This window comes from Rubeoparvulum massiliense (assembly GCF_001049895.1).
Lineage (GTDB): Bacteria > Bacillota > Bacilli > Rubeoparvulales > Rubeoparvulaceae > Rubeoparvulum > Rubeoparvulum massiliense.
On record NZ_CVPE01000006.1, the window covers coordinates 1,158,779 to 1,177,534 of the forward strand.

General features: G+C 42.9%; 19 protein-coding genes. 1 reads left to right on the forward strand and 18 read right to left on the reverse strand.

The window, feature by feature from the left end:
* Window positions 1-9: 9 nt before the first annotated feature.
* The 10 genes from fabI to BN1691_RS13480 form a co-directional block, all read right to left on the reverse strand.
* Window positions 10-786 (reverse strand): enoyl-ACP reductase FabI, encoded by a 777-nt coding sequence (fabI, locus tag BN1691_RS13435; RefSeq protein WP_048602667.1) that lies wholly within the window; start codon window positions 784-786, stop codon window positions 10-12.
* An 88-nt stretch (window positions 787-874) separates the two neighbouring features.
* Complete coding sequence (locus tag BN1691_RS13440) at window positions 875-1,066, reverse strand: hypothetical protein (RefSeq protein ID WP_048602668.1); 192 nt, start codon at window positions 1,064-1,066, stop codon at window positions 875-877.
* Between the two features lie 172 nt (window positions 1,067-1,238).
* Window positions 1,239-2,051: a class I SAM-dependent methyltransferase gene (locus BN1691_RS13445; RefSeq protein ID WP_048602669.1), complete on the reverse strand. Its 813-nt coding sequence runs from the start codon at window positions 2,049-2,051 to the stop codon at window positions 1,239-1,241.
* Window positions 2,051-2,839, reverse strand: a complete 789-nt coding sequence (gene surE, locus BN1691_RS13450; protein WP_048602670.1) for a 5'/3'-nucleotidase SurE — start codon at window positions 2,837-2,839, stop codon at window positions 2,051-2,053. The genes BN1691_RS13445 and surE overlap by 1 nt, the downstream gene beginning before the upstream one ends.
* 159 nt (window positions 2,840-2,998) lie before the next feature.
* Entirely contained in the window at window positions 2,999-3,439 is a 441-nt protein-coding gene (ytfJ, locus tag BN1691_RS13455; RefSeq protein WP_048602671.1) for a GerW family sporulation protein, read from the reverse strand.
* Complete coding sequence (locus BN1691_RS13460) at window positions 3,412-4,080, reverse strand: DUF2953 domain-containing protein (RefSeq protein WP_048602672.1); 669 nt, start codon at window positions 4,078-4,080, stop codon at window positions 3,412-3,414. The genes ytfJ and BN1691_RS13460 overlap by 28 nt, the downstream gene beginning before the upstream one ends.
* 89 nt (window positions 4,081-4,169) lie before the next feature.
* Window positions 4,170-5,363 carry a 3D domain-containing protein gene (locus BN1691_RS14910; protein ID WP_053083780.1) on the reverse strand — a complete coding sequence of 398 codons (1,194 nt, stop codon included), beginning with the start codon at window positions 5,361-5,363 and terminating at the stop codon, window positions 4,170-4,172.
* 213 nt (window positions 5,364-5,576) lie between these two features.
* On the reverse strand, window positions 5,577-6,674 hold the full coding sequence (locus BN1691_RS13470) for a M24 family metallopeptidase (protein WP_048602673.1): 1,098 nt from the start codon (window positions 6,672-6,674) through the stop codon (window positions 5,577-5,579).
* A gap of 54 nt (window positions 6,675-6,728) precedes the next feature.
* Entirely contained in the window at window positions 6,729-7,910 is a 1,182-nt protein-coding gene (locus BN1691_RS13475) for an MGDG synthase family glycosyltransferase (RefSeq protein WP_048602674.1), read from the reverse strand.
* Window positions 7,891-8,475 (reverse strand): YkoP family protein, encoded by a 585-nt coding sequence (locus tag BN1691_RS13480; protein WP_048602675.1) that lies wholly within the window; start codon window positions 8,473-8,475, stop codon window positions 7,891-7,893. Before BN1691_RS13480 ends, BN1691_RS13475 begins: the two co-directional genes overlap by 20 nt.
* A gap of 140 nt (window positions 8,476-8,615) precedes the next feature.
* Between BN1691_RS13480 and BN1691_RS13485 the strand changes: the two genes are divergently transcribed.
* Window positions 8,616-9,236, forward strand: coding sequence for a 5' nucleotidase, NT5C type (locus BN1691_RS13485; protein ID WP_315969547.1), 621 nt, complete (start codon window positions 8,616-8,618; stop codon window positions 9,234-9,236).
* A 16-nt stretch (window positions 9,237-9,252) separates the two neighbouring features.
* On the opposite strand, the gene BN1691_RS13490 is transcribed toward BN1691_RS13485, so the two are convergent.
* From BN1691_RS13490 to BN1691_RS13525, 8 genes are all read right to left on the reverse strand, one after another.
* Window positions 9,253-9,471 carry a DUF1540 domain-containing protein gene (locus tag BN1691_RS13490; RefSeq protein WP_048602676.1) on the reverse strand — a complete coding sequence of 73 codons (219 nt, stop codon included), beginning with the start codon at window positions 9,469-9,471 and terminating at the stop codon, window positions 9,253-9,255.
* A 47-nt stretch (window positions 9,472-9,518) separates the two neighbouring features.
* The gene (gene ytpR, locus BN1691_RS13495) at window positions 9,519-10,154 is read right to left on the reverse strand and encodes a YtpR family tRNA-binding protein (protein WP_048602677.1); all 636 of its coding nucleotides are present in this window, start codon (window positions 10,152-10,154) and stop codon (window positions 9,519-9,521) included.
* 98 nt (window positions 10,155-10,252) lie between these two features.
* Window positions 10,253-10,993 (reverse strand): 3-oxoacyl-[acyl-carrier-protein] reductase, encoded by a 741-nt coding sequence (gene fabG / locus BN1691_RS13500; RefSeq protein ID WP_048602678.1) that lies wholly within the window; start codon window positions 10,991-10,993, stop codon window positions 10,253-10,255.
* A 155-nt stretch (window positions 10,994-11,148) separates the two neighbouring features.
* A complete protein-coding gene (locus BN1691_RS13505) occupies window positions 11,149-13,371 on the reverse strand; it encodes a septation ring formation regulator EzrA (RefSeq protein WP_048602679.1) in 2,223 nt (740 codons plus the stop codon).
* Window positions 13,372-13,546: 175 nt separating this feature from the next.
* Complete coding sequence (refZ, locus tag BN1691_RS13510; protein WP_048602680.1) at window positions 13,547-14,170, reverse strand: forespore capture DNA-binding protein RefZ; 624 nt, start codon at window positions 14,168-14,170, stop codon at window positions 13,547-13,549.
* Window positions 14,171-14,327: 157 nt separating this feature from the next.
* A complete protein-coding gene (locus BN1691_RS13515; protein WP_048602681.1) occupies window positions 14,328-14,690 on the reverse strand; it encodes an AtuA-related protein in 363 nt (120 codons plus the stop codon).
* Window positions 14,691-14,693: 3 nt separating this feature from the next.
* Complete coding sequence (locus BN1691_RS13520; RefSeq protein ID WP_048602682.1) at window positions 14,694-16,061, reverse strand: acyclic terpene utilization AtuA family protein; 1,368 nt, start codon at window positions 16,059-16,061, stop codon at window positions 14,694-14,696.
* A gap of 124 nt (window positions 16,062-16,185) precedes the next feature.
* Entirely contained in the window at window positions 16,186-18,642 is a 2,457-nt protein-coding gene (locus tag BN1691_RS13525; protein ID WP_048602683.1) for a sensor domain-containing diguanylate cyclase, read from the reverse strand.
* Between the last annotated feature and the right edge of the window lie 114 nt (window positions 18,643-18,756).

Below are 18,756 nucleotides of genomic sequence, written 5' to 3' on the forward strand. Positions count from 1 at the left end.
TATTAAAGTTTAATATGCAACGATGTGAAAACCGCCATCCACGTGGAGAACTTCTCCAGTAATTCCTCGTGCCCAATCACTGAGTAAGAAAAGTGCAGAATCTCCTACTTCCTCTTGTGTAACAGAACGACGAAGTGGCGCCTTCTCTTCCATCACATGTAGAATCGAATTGAAATCGCCTACCCCTTTCGCAGCTAGCGTGCGAATTGGACCTGCAGAGATGGCGTTAACACGGATACCTTCTTTACCTAGATCATTCGCTAGATATCGTACCGTCTGATCTAGGGCTGCCTTAGCAACTCCCATCATATTGTAATTCTGAACAACACGCTCACCGCCGAGATAAGTCATGGTAAGAATGCTGCCACCTTCTGTCATGAGAGGGCGTGCTGCACGAGTAACCGCGATTAATGAGTAGGTACTAATATCTTGGGCTAAAGCAAAACCATCTCTGGATGTATTCACAAACTCTCCTTTTAGATCCTCCTGCTTTGCAAATGCGATACAGTGTACCACGCCATGTAGAACACCCACTTCTGCTTGCAAGGTATTAAATAAGGCTTGGATATCTTCATCATTGGTTACATCGCATGGGAGTACGAGAGGTTGTTTCTCTTGTTGAAGTGTAGTTGCTAGCTCTTCTACCCGCGGCTTCGTCTTCTCACCTTGAAAGGTAAAATGTAGTTCAGCTCCTTCTCTTGCTAATGATTGGGCAATCCCCCATGCAATACTTCGATGATTAGCTACACCCATGACTAAGATTTTTTTCCCAGATAGCAATGACATTTTTATCTCCTCCTATTAGTACCTGATACTAATAATCTGCAAAAAGTATACCACAATCCTCATCACTTGGGAAGGGAGTGTGGTAATATCACGAATTTCGCTGCTCAGCATCCATCTCATTGTAAAAAGTAGAAATGATCATTAACTCACGAACAATTTGGTCTCGCATTGAACCATCCGCTGAGGGATTGGCTAGTTCTTTCACACATCGATGTAATGAACGACGTAATTCTTCATGGCTAGGTATCTGTTTCGAGGATAATCCACCATTCATGTCCATCGTACCTTCCCCCATCAGCATAGATTAAAGATTAATGAAAACCTTATAGTACTATTGTAGTAAACCTATGGATGAATTTCCATACTATAATCACATCTTATGCAAAAATAGGTAAAAAGGCATAAATATATAGGTTTTCTCTTTTTATCCTATTATTTATGGAATACTACAATCAAGATTTTAGCCAATAATTGATCAATTCCATCGCTTTCTCCAGTTTTTCTCGTTCCTGAAAAGAAGGTAATTCAATTTGCAGACAAGCCTCCTCTTCTCGCCCCTTTTCCTTGCTAAATAGGGCAAAGCTATAGGTGAATTCACCTTGAATAAGCGAGGAAGGTAAAGTCAAATTCATCAAGAGATGAGCTCCTTCTGCTTTCAGCTGTTGAAATAGCGAGCTCTGAAAAAATGACTGCGGCATGACGCAGAGCATTTTTCCATCAGTTGTAAGATGGCTCCATGCCTGGATAATCCGCTCTTCTGCTTGTTCCAACTGAGGAGGAAGCTCTGTCACGATCAGATTAACCGGAGAAAGCGCGTGCTTCTGCAGCTTCCCTTCAAATAGCTGAATGGGCTTGCCTAACATTGCGAATAGCGTTTTAGCATAGCGATGGAGAGTATGATCCTCCTCTACACCTAGCCACTCTACCTTCTCCACCGTAGCTTGATTAAGACAGGCTGCTAATAAATTACCTGTTCCCATGGCTGGATCAAGCACCTTTTCATGGGGCTTAAGCAATTGCTGCACAAGATATCCAGCAAACATCGCAATTACATCTGGCGTCATGGAGTCTGTATGATGGAAGCCTTTTAGGTAAACCATCTGCACAGCTCTTCGAATCTCCTCTTGACGATAAATTGTTTGAATCTGTTCAAGTTCCTCCATTTCCGCCATGTGAGCCATGGCATACTGATAATTCTCTTGTGATGAACACCACGCATCCAATTGATAGAATAATGCTTCAAATCGTTCCTGCTCCGTTGCCATTATTTCTCCGTCCCTTCACGTCCATCAAATTCTATCTTCCATGAATTCATCTGCTGAAGTAAGCTATGATCCGCAGTATCAATCTGAATTGGCGTAATGGTAATATATCCATTCATGAGCAGATGATAATCATCCTGTAGAGGATGGATTCGACCATACTCCCGTTCCAACCAATATCCTGATTTCATATCATCGATCTGCTGAAGACGATCCTCATAAAAATCCCATGCTAATGGCGCTGGAATCATACCTTTTACATGATGGTTCTTAAGATTAGGTAAATTGATATTGAGCAATGTACCTTGCGGGATGACAGTTGCCTCAATTTGCTGAAAAACAGACTGAAGCAGCTGGTTCACACCAGAAAAGTCCTCAGGAGTAAAGTGATTGTCATAGGAGAGAGCAATACCAGGCACGCCAAGAATAACACCTTCTCTTGCCCCGCTAACCGTGCCAGAATAATATACATCCTTACCAAGATTGGTGCCTGCATTGATTCCTGAAATAACAAGGTGTACCTCTCGTTCACAGAGGAGATGATACCCCACCTTAATACAGTCAGCAGGAGTTCCTTGAACTGCCCATGCTTTCACTGGCAGACCTTCCAGTACATACTCCTCTACATGCAATGGACTACGCACAGTAATACCGTGTCCTACAGCACTACGTTCATTAGCCGGTGCCACTACATACAGTTCATAAGTGGGTTGATATTGTAATAATGCCTCTACCAAGACACGTATTCCTGGAGCTTGAATACCATCATCATTGGTCACTAACACACGCATGAAAACACCTCCGTCAGACAAGATCCATACCATCTTACCATGTTTTCATTCGATTACAAAAGCATAGAAAAGCCATCCTTCGCTGATTATCAAGGATGGCTGAAAACTTGATACTAAACCGATGTAAAATAGTCGCGAGAATGAACGAGGTCTTGCTCTCTACTGGTCCGAACTGCGAGAGCTGTCATCCCGTCCGTTCTTCATCTCATCTTTGGGCTCAGAGGTAAACATACGTTGTAACTGCTCAAGTAATTTAGGTGCACGATCCAACAGTGTTTCATAGAGTTGATTGGGGGTTTCTAATGAGATGGAACGGATCTCTTCCGGACTAATGACAAGGAAAGCCACAGGGGTTATTGAGACGCCTCCACCTGCCCCTCCTCCAAATGGGAGCTGTGCGTTCTCACCTTGTCCATTACTACCATGACGAGTCTGGAATTGGCTTCCTCCAGCTGCAAAGCCAAACCCCACCTTTGAGACAGGAATAATAAAGGAACCATCTGCCTCAACAGGATCGCCAATTATGGTATTCACATCCACCATCTCTTTAATATTCTCCATAGCTTCCTTCATCAAGCCTTGGATTGGATGTTCTGCCATTTACGTTCACGCCCTTTTCTCAAACTTTTCAATGCACCAATGGCTACAAAGGTAGCTTTTCCTACAGAGATTTGAAGTATGCATTCTCCTTCAGTATGGAATAGTGGTTCAGAAAAATGGGCTCGAACATCATAACGAGGTTGTGTATCCATCGTGAGGTACTGTGAAATAACGGTGATAACCAGCGCCTTAATGTTCCAGATAAAGCCTGTTATCGTTCCCGTCTCTGCTGCTTCACCCGTTCCAACACTAGTACGCCAATCCAATTTTTTTATATAAATGATCCGTAAAAGACGGCGGAAATAGGGGATGACATCACGGTATTGATCGACAAGCTCCTTCCAGTTACGCCAATTTTTCTTGACTTCTGGGGGAGTAATCATCGTACTGGAGGAACCATTTTCAGAATTTTGTTCATGAACCGTATCAAAATGAAGTGAAAATCCGCTTAGCGTATCCTCTAGCGTAAGTATGGGAATCTCCTTTTGAATACGAATCAAACCAAATAATGCTTTGAGTTTAATGATAATCATGTCATTTTTCCCATCGCGACGCCAACGAATGGAAATCCTGATGTTAGAAATGAAAATGATCAATAAGATAAAAAGAAAACTGATAATCATGAATCGTACCCAGTCCATGTTGTCACCTCAACATGTAGTATGATTCATTATCACCAGTTTTAACCAAACAATCTTTAGCTTGATTCTAGTCAATCCTCAAGTAAATCCTAACGTATTGCCATTTCCTTCTCTTCATAAAAACTATTATTATCCAGGACAAACACTTTTATATTTTTCTTTCTCCCATATTGCTTTGCTTCGTTTAATGTTTCCATATAAACATCCACTTTATTACCTTTAATGGCACCGCCACGATCAGCGGCAACAGCATAACCATATCCCTCAATGTAGAGATGCGTTCCAAGGGGAATTACCGATGGATCAACTGCTACGATCCCTTTCCTTGTCTTTAAACCGATAGCTGTATAATCAGAAAGATTGGTTTCACTGCTGTTAAATGCAGTTGTCTCTACCACCATACTGCGATGATAGTAAACTTTGGTTCCATCAATTTCAACGGTCTTTAATGTTTCTAGCTTAGGATAAATAAGATGAAAAACCAACATAGCAGCTTCTGCTTTTGTCATCGGTTGATTGGGTAGCAATTGGTTGCTATTCCCATTGGTGAAGGAACGATGTATCCCATTAATCACCGCATAGGTCATATATTGCTCAGCAAGATTGCCTGTACCCCATTGGGGAATATCTTTACGATCGGTGAATTTAGATAAATACTCATCACGTTTCTTTTTATCAATTTTTCGAACATCTTCTCTTACGCCAACAGCACGTACTAGTCCTGCAATCCCATCTAGTCGGCTAAGCTTTTGGTCAGGGGCAAAGTATTCTTCTGTGACACCGCCGAAGATCCCCATTTGGTAGGCTGTCTCTACGAAGTTTGCATACCATGAATCAGCCGTAATATCCTTGAATGCACCTAGATACTTGGTCTTTGTCACATCGATACCTTTAGCAACGATGATCATCTTACTAAATTCAGCACGAGTAACAGGTTGATCACCATGATAATAGAGAAGTTCATCTACCGTTTCGTAAGTTAGCGCATCCATTTCATAAAGTGCCTCAATCGCATCCCTTGCCCAATACTCTTCCGGAACATCAACAAAAATTGGTTTCTCTTCAATTTCTATGGATTCAATTCCAGTTGTAGCGCTTTCAGGTGTAGAGACTGCTTGACCTTGATTAGATGGTGTTTCCACCATAATTGTTCTTTCTTTTTGAACTTCAACCGGAACAGTCGCTTCATCCGCATGTATAGGCAGGGTCATAACGCTTGAAAAGATGCCAACAAGGCAAAGACCCTTACAGGTGTTATTTAAAATTTTCTGCCAGTTTCCCATGCAACTACGCTCCTTTCTGTTGTCCTTTTTTAATTCTACATAATTTTATAAAATCCTGCATCCCCTAAAGTTTTTTTCTTCTAGTGGTTTTCATGAGCATTCTGGCAATAATCTCCTATCTACATGGTTTACAGCCGCAAAGGGCAAAAATAAACAGCTACCCTTTGCAAGGATAGCTGCTACTTATGCTCCAGTATCATACATGGAAATCGATTACAACTCGATTAAATCCTTTGGGAATTGAGTCAATACCTGAGCTCCTGATTGCTGAACAACCACATCATCTTCAATCCGAACACCACCCCAGCCTGGAAGATAAATCCCCGGCTCAATGGTGAAGACCATCCCCTCCACAACAGGAGAATGATTCAACCCATGAACACTAGGATACTCATGGGTTTCCATCCCTAGTCCATGACCTAAGCGATGGGTAAAGTAATCACCATAGCCTGCAGCGCGAATCGTCTCACGAGCGACACCATCCAGTGCAGCCAATGTTGTACCTACGCGAACCGCTGCAATTGCCTGCTCCTCTGCCTGACGAACGATGTGATAAACCTGCTTCTGTTTCTCATTGGCTTTACCAATCATGAAGGTCCTTGTAATATCTGAGTTGTATCCATTAAGGCGTACACCCATATCAATCAGAAGAAATTGACCATCCTCAATGGGAGTAGAGCCTGGTATGCCATGAGGCAATGCAGCATTAGCTCCGACTAGTACCATGGTCGTAAAGGCCATGGCATCTGCACCCATTCCCTTTGCAAGGTAGTCAATTTCTGCTACCAACTGTCGTTCACTCATACCGCGAAGGACTCGTTTAATACCTGCTTCTAAAACCTGATCCACCAACTGTGCTGCTGCAGCTAGCTTCTTGATTTCATCTGCGGACTTAAGCAAACGCAATTGAGCAATACTTTCTGCTACATCTACATAGTGCAGCTGTTGATGGGCTTCTTCTAGCAACTGGCAACGGCTTAATGTAAGCACATCTTTCTCAACGCCAAGATTAAGTTCACCGGTTACGTTCTGAAACCACCCATGAATCGCCGCTAGCGGTCCTTCTGCATCCGTATATCCAACAATTTTTGCTGGTATCTGGCAGACCTGATGAGCATGCTCCACTTCAAGTGCTGGAACGATTAAATATAGCCCCTTCTTTTCATTGAGAAAAAGCCCCATAAAGCGCTCATGGGGATCACTATAGAATCCTGTAAAATAATATACATGCATTGGGTTAACAATGAGTACATCCTGACAATTTAGGCTCTTCAGCTTACTTAGAAGATCATGCAGTCGTTGTTCAAACATGTTCAATCTCCTTTACCCATTTTCATGCATTCTCTGTTTATCGTTTTTAGTATATCACTTCTTACTTGCCATGAAAGGATAAATAGACTGACATCTTATTGTTTCGACGAGCGAATTGGCGATCACTCCCGCATCCCCCCATGATTGCTTTGGACGTTTTTTTGCAATTCCCTGCTCTAGCCAACCCACAATTTCCTGCTCCAATTCCTTGAGATGATAAGAAACCTGAATCTGCAATCTCTGTGATAAAAAGTGGCAATTCGCCTCCTCTTGACCTGGTAAAGGTTTGTAGATGAAAAAGGGGAGACCTTGTGCTAAAACCTCCGCTGATGTTAACCCGCCTGCTTTACTAACAACTGCATCAGCGATGGTCATGAGTTCATTCATTTTATTAATATAAGCAAGTGGATGAATATGTGAGACCCCCATTTTTCGGACCTGAACCTGAATCCACTCATATAATCGATGATTGGTACCTGTGACAAATAACCACTCAATTTGCTGGGAAAGGCGGATGGCAAGACGGAAAAGTTCTTCCAACATCTTCTCCCCATTTCCTCCTCCTATACATAAAATTGTAGGAGATGAGGGCTGCAGTCCATAATGTGCGCGAACAGCAGCCCGTTCATCATCAGACAATTCCCTACCATACTCTGGACAGATGGGGATGCCCATTACTTCAATCTGACCGTGATACTCTCCATGCCTGTTTAATTTCTGTAACAACTGCTGACGTTGCCAAGGCGTAGGAACATAATAACTATCCACTTCTGGATAGACCCAATAAGGATGAACCTGAAAATCCGTAAAAATTGCCGCAAGATGAAAATCATACTTTGCCTGCTGTTTTAGATAGGCTAAAGCACCCAAGGACATAGCATGTGTACAGCCGATTAATTGAGGCTGATGCTTTTGGATGACCGGTTCTAGCCTTAATGCAAGCCAGCGCGTCCAAACTCCCTCTTTTTCAAAAGACCGAAGACGATTCCATCGATGAATCCAGTTCCAAACCTGTGGTGTCTGATTAATGATCATACGATAGGAATAAGAGATGAGATGGGCTAGAGCAGGAGCCACTTCTTCTAAGGCATAACATATGGGAACATGTAGGGAGTGCTGCTGTTGAATGGCAGCGGCAATATTTTCAGCAGCCTTAAGATGACCCCGACCGGCAATTCGCTCGGTTAATAACAGGATTCTGCCATCTGAATGATGTTCAAGCTTTTCCTTTAACATGAGTCATCCCTTCCTCTAGGTACCTCTCATAGAGCTCCATGCTCGGCATAAACAAATACTTCATTGGGTGCTGTAGCTGTCCTTTTTGTCCAGGGACAGTATAAAAATGCATAAGATAGTATAAGAACGTCAACAGGTAATTCTTATAACGGAAATAGATTGAATTAGGTACTTTGATACTGCGAAACCCCAGTTTATCGCTCGAACGAGTTAATTTCGTTGTCCCGAAGATGCCAATGATCTCCTCATGTTTTGGATGAGTCGCAATAAATTGAGCCAAGCCTGGAAGGGATTGGCGAATAAGCCTGAGAACTCGAATAGCCACCTCCACTTCACTCCTTGCTTCCTGCAGCTCCCTTGCCAGATAGTAGTTGTGCAAATGAATCTTACAGATCCAATCACCGGAACGAATCATCTGATCATCTGCAAAGATAAGAGAACGACCACGATAGCGTTTTATTACAACGCGAAAAATATTCTGATGCTTATCAATATAGGTGAGACGTGTACAAGCGTAGTAAAAGATATCGATGGTATACCAAATACTTAGTATTAATCGTTTCATCCTGATTCCCTCTTTCGATGTTAACGATATACCGATCGTTAGTATGACCCTTTACACTGACCTTAACTCACTATACATGCTTTACATATTGTAATTTTAATACTATTGCTGTATGATTTAGGTTTAAGGAGCTGGTTATGATGCAAATGAAAAAGGTTAAAAATGGTCTGCGGTTGGGCATCGATATTGATGGAACGATTACCGATCCCACAACATTTATTCCCTATCTCAATCGTGCTTTTCGCAAAAGACTTACCTTTGATCAGGTGACGGAGTATGATTTGGCACAGGTCTATGGCATCGATAAAGAGATTATGGATCGCTGGTTCAATCACAATGTAGCCACCATCTATGCCAATTCCCCTCTACTTCCAGAAGCCTATCTGCGGTTGAAGGAATGGGAACCCTATCATCAGCTTATTTTCATTAGCGCACGAGATCAAAATCATGCTCCACTGACGAAACGATGGCTTCAACAACATCAAATTCCATACGATGACTTAGAATGCATAGGAAGCCACAATAAGATTGAAACGGCAAAAGCACATCAAGTGGATATCTTTTTTGAAGATAAATATGACAATGCCGTTGACCTTGCAGAAGCCTTAGATATCCCTGTTTTCCTCTTTGATACACCTTATAATCAAGGACCTCTTCCTAAGCAAGTACAACGCGTCTCTTCTTGGCATGATGTACAGTTGCCCATGACATTCAATCCACTCCTGCAAGGTCAACCGAAACTAAAAGGACATTCCATGTAGGAATGTCCCTTATTTTTTATTGACTTTCTTTTTTTCGGAAGGTTTCACAAAGCGTTCCGCGGTTATTCACAGCATGCCCCTTATCAAGGTTCTGCTGATCCATATCATTCGCAAATTCTGTCTTAAAATAGCTATTGGTATGATCATCAACCTTTACCATAATTGCATCCGCAGCACAATGATTCCCTTCTGCCCAGTAGTGACAGTTCGAAACACTACATTTTACATCTGGCATTTGCTCACCCCCTTATAGGGTAGCATTGACGAAAAAGGGGTAAAATATTAATCGTTCAGCTGGAAGATCCCCTCTTCGACAGTGAAAGGTGTACCTGATTGAACAGGCTCAGTAAGTACCATGATCCCACGTTCTTGAGGTGCATCTGCAATGCCCAATTCCCGTGCAGAGCAAATCATCCCATGAGAAGGAACACCACGTAGCTTTGCTTTTTTGATCTTCATTCCATCTGGCATCACAGCACCTACTAGCGCCACTGCCACATATTGATCCTGCTCTACATTCGGTGCACCACAGACGATCTGTAGTGCTTCTTCTTCACCAACATCGACCTGACAAACATGGAGATGATCTGAATCAGGATGCTGCTCACATTGAAGCACATGACCAATCACGAAGAAATGCTGATTCTCTTCTTCTAAGGTCCATTTAATCCCTGCTTCGCGGATCAATGCATTGGCCTTTTCTAATAATTGGCTTGTAACAGGGATATTCCCCTTTTGCTCCAATTGAAAATATTGACTGGCTTCAAAAATATTAAAGCCCACTGGATTTCCATTCTGTAATAGGCGAATCACTGCCACATTATCCACACGTTTACATGTAACTTCATGGGGGAGGGCTTCCTCGAGGGAAACACATAATACATCGCCAATTCCGTCTGGATTATAAAAAAAATGCATACCATAAACCCCTTTCCGCTCCTGGTCTTTATTAACTTCATTATGGTAGCACACTCTTTGTAAAAGACCAAGTCCTGAATCAGAGGAGCATGGAAGGATTAGAGGTTTACACCGCCATCTACAGAAAGCACAGCTCCATTCACATAACTGGCTTCCTCGCTAGCCAAATAGACAAAAGCATTGGCAATGTCTTCGACCTCCCCAAGTCGCTGGAGGGGAACACGTTCCTTCATCATGGTTAATACTTTCTCTGGCATCTTCTCTGTCATGGCTGTTCGTATGAAGCCTGGCGCAACGGCATTGGCCGTAATCCCCTTCCGGCCTAATTCCTTCGCCCAAGTCTTCGTCATTGCAATGACACCTGCCTTCGTAGCTGCATAATTCGTCTGCCCAAAGTTCCCATATAGGCCCACAACAGAAGAAGTACTAAGAATTCGTCCATATCCTTGTTCAATCATATGAGGAATGACCGCACGGGTACAAGCAAAGACCCCCGTCAAATTAATATCAATCACACGTTGCCACGCTTCATCACTCATCTTAGCTAAGGTAGCATCTGCTGTAATGCCTGCATTATTGATCAGAATATCAATGCGGCCATAATGCTCATGCACCTGCGCAACCATCGTTTCAATCTCTTGAGTATGACGAACATCTGCAACAAAGAATTGCACATCTCCCGCAGTTTGGAGCTGCTGTAGAGCTGCTTCTCCCTCTTCCTGCCGAATATCGATGATGGCTACCTTGGCTCCTTCCTGTAAGAAACGGCGAGCTGTTGCAAATCCAATACCACTTGCTCCCCCTGTGATAATGGCGACACGATCTTGTAATCGCTTCATCTCCGATCTTCCTTTCTCACCATATGCTCATTTCCTTGCTCTTCACATTATTATAGAAAGGCAAGTTACATGGAGGTTACGTACATGGCCATGCTTGATGAAAGGCAGAGGAGAGAAGTTAAAAAACCGACGATTTATATCGCCGGTTTTCATCATCAATCTGATTCATATCGTTCAAGTATACGATTCACAAACTCAATGGCCTGATTAAACTCCGCCAGACGAAATGAGTTCTCTGCTTCCTTTAGTAAAGCCTCTGCTTCTGGATCATTACGATAACGATATGCGTACTGAATAACATTCTCTGCTTCCTCACACGCTGTGATTGTCTCAATACTTTTTTCTTCAACGAGATATACCTGCTTCTCCAATTCATCGAGCTGTTGTTGAACAGCCAGCACATCGAATGGTTCTTCTATGAGCTTTTCGTCCGCTTCATCGAGCATCAACCCTGCGATCTCTAAAGCACTCACAAGATCACCAGGAAGTGCTGGTAGGTTTGTACGCCGCAATTGATTTTCAAGCTTGATTAAACGGCGATACAACTGCTCCATTCTATCTAAGGATTCATCTTCACTTTGTTGGTAGTAATGGAGCTTGGCAACCCATTCTTCACATAGTTCCACCTGTTTTTGAAGTTCCTCTTCGATCGTTAGCAGCTCCTGGTAAAGGGAGTTATAGATCGGTGCCTTCCCCTTCATCTTCCCTTCGATCTGCACGATCTTCTCCTCCATCTCTTCTTGAATCTGAGGGAGATTCGCCATCGCTTGGCTGGCAACCGCTTCATCATCTTGGAGACGGTAATGCTGCTTCACATCGAACAGGAGGTGCTCCACTTCCGTTTGCTTCTCTTGTAAAGTATGGATAGATGAATGAATTCGTTGGAGGGCCTGACCCGTTCTTTCTTTGGCACTGACCTCCTCCTCCAGATGTTGAAACATCTTATCTAGCTGTTGCTTCAACTCTTGAACTTGGGGGATCATGTCCCGAATATTGCCTTCGTGAAATTGTGTCAGCATCAGTGCCCAATTTTTACGAACTTGTTCGATCTCTTCATAGAACCCTACTTCTCGTAACGCAAAACCATGCACTTCCATTTCATTGGCGAACTGCGTCAATTGATCCAGATCATTCGGGATGGTTACCTCCATCTCTTCAGAAATATGTGGAATCAACGAGGTGAACGACTTTAGCTTTTCCACGATGGATTCGATTTCGTCAAGAATTGGGGTCGCTTCAGCCATCCTTTCTTCTTTCGCCAGCGTCTGTAGTTCCTCGCGTAGCTCATGCAGCTGTTTCCATTCTTCTTGAATGGAATCCATGACGAGCTTACCGTCATTCACATATACCAGTAATTCCTGTTGAATCTGTACTACAATCCGCTCTACTTCAATGGCACGATCCTGAACATTCTCCGTTTGATCAATCCAATCCTGCCAGTCCTCCACCATTTGTATGGCCTGCTGCTCAACTTGATCCATGAGCTGATCAGCATCCATCATCATCTGTTTGGCTCGAATAAAATGGAGATGACTGATCTCCTCTTCAATCTCAAATAGATTCATCTCAAAATTAGGTAGATGCTCCTCAGCCATCTTCTTCCATGACTGTTTAATCTCTTGGATCCGCCTTTGTTGTTCAATGGATAATCCTGCTATCCCTGGAATGCCTGTATAGTTGGTTAATCTCTCCTCCAAATCTAGTTTGATCGTTGAAAGATCCTCCACCATTCTCAACATGCGGTGACGCATCCAATAAATATATGCAAGGGCTAGGGCTGCCAAAATCGTCAGACCTAAGATTAATTTAAGCCAAAAGGGCATCCCTAAGACATTAGCATCCTCATTCTGTTCTGCTTTCTTATCGACGATGGAAGACTCCAGCGTAGCCTGACGATGGCGTGCTGTGGTAATCTCACCATCGATCGAGTCAATAAAGGTACTAATACCTTCCAAATGCATATTATGTTCTGCATTCGGTACAATTAACGTATTGATTTTTTGAGTGATCAGTTTTCCATCGATCCCCAACTCAATCAATGCTTTACCTGGCTTTGCCACGATCTCCCCTGTTTCCATGGCCATTACTAGTAATAGTCCGTCATCAGGGATCTTCAGTTCATCAAATAATTGATTGGTATATTCTTGTGTAGTCATGGAATCCGCCTTCGATAGAATCACAACTCGGAAGGCTGCAGCCTTACTTTGAATATTCTGAGTTAATGACTCAATCTGCTGACGGATAAAGTAGTTCTCTTCATCGATGACAAGAGCATCTTTATCCTTTGGAAAACCAACAGCTCCTACCGTCAAGGTAAAGACCAGAGAGTATATGAGTATGAGAATCCATGTTCGTTTGATCGTTGCCGCTTCTGACATCTTGACGTCTCCTTTTTCTTTCATCATCCATATCACGCACAAGAAACACTATCTCTATTATTTCATCATCTCCCTGCTATCTTCCTGCCTTCTTCGTCAAAATCTATGTATTCTATCACTTTTTCGACATTTTTACCTGATCTGAATTAAAGCAGATCAGGTTCAATTCCTTATCCTATAAGGAAGGGTGCACTAAAGCATAGACTGCATACTCCGTTTCCTCAAGGAGCTGTTGCTGAAAGCTAGGAGAATGTGTGGGAAGATGATAAACTTCCTGCATCACTTGGAGATTGAGATAGGGCATTGTTATTAGACTCTGTATTTGCAAAGCAGTTACTTCAAGAGAAACGATCTGAAATTCTCCCTGAGATACTCCCCATTCTAGTAAAGTTACAAGATAGTACTTCTGCTTTGCAAGATAGGTACTCATTACCTCACGCATCAATGTGGAATCAACGGAAAGCTCTCGATGTACGAGGAGTGTTACCTCTTGATTCTCCTGATAATACTGCATCAAGGCACGGAGATAGCGAAGTAAATAAGGAAGTACCTCCTCATGTTCATCTACTTCTTGAGGAAAGACCTCCCTGCTCGTTTGGAGAATGCCTTCGTAGAATTGGATGAATAATGATTCCAGGATACCTTGTTTATTTTTAAAATAGTAGGAAATTAAGGCGATATTAACATCAGCACGTTCAGCAATCTGACGTACACTGGTTCCATGATACCCCTGATATTTGAACAGAGAAATAGCAGCATTAGTAATTGCTAGCTTCGTTTGGTCACCTTTTTTACCCATCATTCTACCCTCGTTTCAACAGCAGATCGTATGGACATTTTCATCTTTATTATTGACGATGTTGCTCTTAACTGCAAGGAGCGGAGTGATAACAATCGATGAATAAAGAAGACTTGAAAAAGTCCTGCCCTAGGCAAGACTTTTTTGCACTGACTATTTATCTTGTGTAGTGAGGGACTAAATGCTCTTCTGTACATAACTCCTCTGGAATCTCGATGACAAGCCGCAAAAGGATGGAGCCAAATGATTTTCCTAAGTTATCACTACGAAGTGAGGAGGCTGCTCCTCCGCCTAATGCTTCCTCTAAGATAAATTTTAATCCTAGCACATTAGGAACCTCATAGCGAGTAACCGGTCCCTGCACCAATGGAGAGAAATGCTCCTTGACTCGGTTCGCTGTAACCTCTCGAACAAAGATCTCATACATTTCTGGGGTACGTGCAAAGAGTCCAATATCACAGGTGTTCCCTTTATCTCCGGAGCGAACATACGCCAGATCCCGTAATCGTAATTGCGCCATCCCTTACACCTCCACCACATCATGAACTACTCTCGTCTCAACCCATTCCCGTGGAATTAATGCAGAAGCTAATTGACTTAGTGCTCGGGCAGACCACATACTGGACAATCCTCCAATAAACGGTGGACCATTTAATGCTAAGGGCGGAAAGAGGCGACCAAAGCGTTCAGCATCCTCTTTCCTTTCTGTTTTTACGGCAACACGCAGATAACACTCATTCAATTCCTCCTCGTTCACCCCGTGAGCCAATGGCCCATGTAATGAATTAAGGCCTAGAAACTCATGATGAAAGGCTTGGAGTGGAATTTGCTGCAGTTGGGTCTGCTTCTGGATAATTTGGAGAACTTTTTCACACTTGGCTTTGGCATCCGGCCAGGAGTAGCCCACCATTCCTTGACCCATGTAGCCATCAGAGATGCCCATCACCGCTTTGAGTGTTGGTGGTGCTGCTGTTCCACGTGCGCCAAGGATTCGAACCTGATTCTCCCCTTCTTGGTGAAAAGCGACTTGGGAAAAGTCACAGGTCACATCTGGGGTAAGGTATTCCGCGGGATTGTGAAGCTCATAGAGGAATTGTTCCCGTACTGTCTCAACACTCACACGTCCCCCTGTCTGAGGGGGTTTCGTTAATAATGCGGAACCATCCTCAGACACTTCGCATAAGGGATAACCAATCTCCTCATAGCCCTCAATGTTCCACCAATCCCCGCTGAAATTCCCTCCTGTAGATTGGGCAGAGCATTCCATCAGATGACCTAATAGGACGCCCTGCGCTAGCTTATCCCAATCATCAGGCCTCCACTTCAGTTCATAGATCATCGGGGCTAAAAATTGTGCAGAATCTGTTGTCCGACCAGTAATCACGATATCTGCTCCTGCTTCAAGGCAGCGAACAATGGGAGTCGCGCCTAAATAAGCATTGGCAAACAACAACCGCTCTGTATAGGCTTGTGAGTTGAGGGTTTCTCCATTACACCGCCATTTCACACCCTTTTCACCTAATTCATGGAGGAATGGAACCAAATTGTCCCCCGTAGCAATGCCGATACGTAGATCATGAATTCCTAGTTCACGGGCGATCTGTACAGCCAAATCTCTGGCACCAACAGGATTGATTCCTCCGGCGTTGGTAATTAATTTGATCCCCTTCTCCTTCACATAGGGAAGCAAAGTACGCAAGGTCACTGCAAAATCCTTTGGAAAACCACCTCGTGGATTTTTCTTCGCATCCTTATGCAGAATGGCCATGGTCAACTCTGCAAGGGTGTCGAAGCAGATATATTGAACATCCCCATACCTTGCCATTCGTAGTGCTCCATCTACTGTATCCCCATAAAAACCCTGCCCTGCACCAATTCGTATTGACTTCATCCTATCCCTCCCTCTTCCTATACCATATGTATACGGAAGAGTTCAGACAATTCCTTCTAATGATGGTTAGAGAAGTAAAAAAATAGATGCCTACCCGAACTACATAGGCATCTTCTTCATATTTTTAATCTGCAACCACCACAAGATTTTTACCACTATTTTTTGCTTTGTACATGGCCTTATCGGCATAGTAGAAAAGTTCCTCGCCTTCTAAATCGCGTTCACCATGCTTCCATGTGGTTACGCCAATGGAAAGTGTTACCTTGGGCTGAGAGGTCGCTTCAACCCGTTGCCGAATCCGCTCGGCCACTTGCTTCGCTGAAGAGATCTCACAGCGTGGTAGATAGATGGCAATCTCTTCTCCTCCCCAACGTGCTGCAACATCACCTTCTCGAATACTATTTTTCACGGTCTGTGCAACAAATTGGAGTAGCTCGTCCCCCTTTTGATGTCCATACGTATCATTTACCTTCTTGAAATCATCAATATCGATGAGAATAAATGAGCCAAATCCATCTCGCTCTTGTGAAACCACAATCTGATCATTGAGGTAATGACGCGCATACAGTTGCGTCAATTGATCCGTGATCACCATTTGCTCCAAGCGTTGATGGAGAATGGCATTATTCACAGCCAAGGATGAGTGTTGAGCAATTAACTGAAGCAGTTGGTAATCATTATAGGTAAAAGCAAATGGCTTCTCTGAAAAAACGATCAAGCATTGCATCGTTAGCCCATCCGTTCTTATGGGAATTCCCATCACTGAACGGACGATGTAATTCTCCCGAATGGGGCATGATTCATCCGACTGAATTAAACCCTCCCCCCTCGCTAAACACTGACATAGTCTATCGAGCAAGGGTTCTAGTGTCAGTTGTCCTAATTCATCACTAGAGATCGCGTCGATGGTATATCGCTCACTGCTGTCTGGATTGTGATGGATAATCATGGAATTGGCATTAAAGGTTGTGGCCATCTTCTTTACCAGATAGACTAGCACTTCATTTAATTGTAATTTTTTATTCAGCTCCTGGGTGATCTGATTCACGATTTTTAGTTCACGAATCAGTTCACGAGATTGCTGATAAAGCTGAGCATTCTCAAAAGCATGCCCTGCAGTCTCTGCAAGTAGCGTGATGAACGCTACCTCATCTTCTGCCAAGTAAGTACCTGGCTCCGAATAGATATGAAAAACGCCATAGCTGCCCTGTTTCCCCAGTAAGGGTACAGCTAAGGATACCCCAGTGGTTTGCTCCTGATGTATGACTCTTCCTTCCATAAATGCACGTAAATAGATCTCTTGTTCCTGTTGGGAAAACTGAAGAATTTTGACGGGCACTTCAATTTCAAAGGTATCTGCCGTTAAATAGAGATCCACATGTAATTCTGGATAGAGCTGATCAATGCTCTCGATGATCGTTTTTAAAACCTCATTGAGGTTAAACGTGGAATAGAGTTTCTGTGACACATGATACAAGATATCTCGTTTATGCACAGCCTGCTCTACCTCTTGATGAACAAGGGCTTGATGAAGAGATGCCGCAATCTCTTTGACCAACCGCGAAAGCAATTGCTGCTCATCTTCTTGTAGCATCAGATATTGTTTACTATGGATGAGGATGAAACCCATCAACTCTCGCTTATGAGAGAGTGGTAATAAGATAAAACTGGAAAAATCTAATTGCTCCATGCCAGGGAAGAGCTTTAATAATTGCTGATAACGAGCACGATTGTGGGTCACAAACTCTTGCTTAATAAAAATTTCCTGATATAACTCTGCCGTCTCCTCATTCTGCTGTTGAATAGGCAAGTGTAAGGTAGGGAGTTTTTTCCCTTCTGAATGCCATGCTAGATGAAGTACTCTGTCTTTTTGACCCACTAAGCCAATGGAGATATTGCCCTTACGAAGTATCCGTTCCAATTCTACAGCTAATTTTGACAGCATCTGGTTAACATTAAGACGTTCATGCATTTCTTTAATCAATCCCGAGTATTTACGCTCAATATTGATTTCCTGATGCAAATTAATTTGGCTATCTTCTTGACAGCAATGGAGTAATGTCCGTTCAACCATGGTAGAGAAGTGCAATAAGGATGTAAATGGATCCACCGATGTAATAGGCTTCACAAGAAATGCAAAAGCCCCTATGGTTTCACCATGTACTATAATAGGAAAGGCAAAGGAATTAAACTCCTGCAAAAAAGGTGCATCATGTTCTGTACCACATACTAAGGCTGAGTGACCTGAACGTATACACATACTAATAGCGGATAGGCCTACCGTTCGCAATCCCCATTTCCCGAAGCGATAGATATTACAGGTTTCCCCTTGTTTTGTTGAGACAACAATGCCATTACGGTCCGTAATTAAATAGGTCGCATGAGGGTAATAAACAGGATCCAGCTTACACACATCCATAAGTAATTGAAATATACGGCGAAGAAAGCCATAGTCCTGAACCTGACTCATGGGTACTACAGAAGGGTAGTGGGGTTCATGATCTACGAATAAAGCAGCGGTTTCTTCTTGAAGTGTGTGCAACCACTGGTTCTGTATTCCTTTTTTTTCTTCAATATGCATAAGGATGTGTCCCCGCTCCTTCCCAAGCTGTTCTATATGCGGTAATTCAAATAATTTTTTCATACTTTTTATATATATTAACATGAAAACAAGGGTTAATGTAGTTAATAGTCC